Annotated in this window: 1 pseudogene; it reads right to left on the bottom strand. The window is 35.4% G+C overall.

What is annotated here, in order from left to right:
* Positions 1 to 66 precede the first annotated feature (66 nt).
* Positions 67 to 1022 (bottom strand): annotated as a pseudogene (locus F6J99_RS45195) (IS630 family transposase).
* Positions 1023 to 1169 lie beyond the last annotated feature (147 nt).

Genomic DNA, 1169 nt, shown 5'->3' with positions numbered 1-1169 from the left:
CCCGTGGCCTAGAATGGTAACGAGCTTATTATTTACAATAATTCAATTTCCTTACTATAGCGGTTTTTAGTCTAATGAGGTACAATAACAACAATGAGCAAACCAATTACGAATATCCTTAAGGGAGATTTGATTAAAAGCAAATTCAATAGCTTTTACTAAATCAATATAAGTTCTTGCACCAATTTTACGTAAAATACTTTTTATCTTTGACCAACAATGTTCAATCGGGTTAAATTCAGGGGAGTAAGTGGGAATATAGATTAATTTAGCACCCGTTGCTTCAATTAAATCTCTAGTTTCATCTCCTTTATGAATTGAATAATTGTCCATGATTACACAAGCTCCACTCCAAAGTTTAGGGACTAATTTTTGAGAAATAAAAGCTTCAAAAGTGATGGCATCAGTTTTTCCCAATAAACAGGTGCTGGCGAGGATAGATTCACAACTTATGGCACTAATGAGTGAAAGATTTTGACCTTTCCTATAAGGGCGCTGACCATAAGCACGTTGACCCTGTTCAGAGCGAGCAAAGAGACGAACCATTGCTAAATTAACTCCGGATTCATCTAGAAAAATCATGTCTTTTTCGTTAATATCCCTAACCTTTTGCCAGAAATGTAAACGTTGTTTTTGTACCTCATCTGTGCCTTTTTTTGTGGCGTACAGTGTTTTTTTTTTCGGGTTATTTTTAGACGCTTTAGCCTTCTATATACTGTCGAAATACCAAGGAAAACTCCGGTTTCTTTCCCTAACATGTTCCGCAGTTCTTCTCAAGTAGCGTCATTAGTCATGGTCACCAGATTTTTGAGAATCGTTAATTGTTTTGGCTTAAGTTTTGTCGGAGTTTGTTGAGTGGGAATTTTCGGGGCAATATTTCCAGTGTCCCGATACTGTTTGAGGAATTTTTGAACAAAGCTTAAGGCAACATTGAACTGTTTAGCAAGCTGACGTTGAGAGATATTACCTTGAGTATAAACATCAATAATTTTTTGTCTAAGATCAATGGAGTAGGGTTTCAGGTTTTTTGATTAGAATGTATCCTTATTGTACCTTACTAGCTTAAAAACCGCTATATTAAGTCTATCGTTAACTAGATCATTGTTTATTTTTAACATTACCAACCGAAAATGACAAACATCCTAAGACTTTAAGCACCGGAATCCAAA

The organism is Moorena sp. SIO4G3 (assembly GCF_010692305.1).
GTDB lineage: Bacteria > Cyanobacteriota > Cyanobacteriia > Cyanobacteriales > Coleofasciculaceae > Moorena > Moorena producens_A.
The sequence above is the reverse complement of the archived record's forward strand: the minus strand, read 5'-3'. Positions and strand labels throughout refer to the sequence as shown.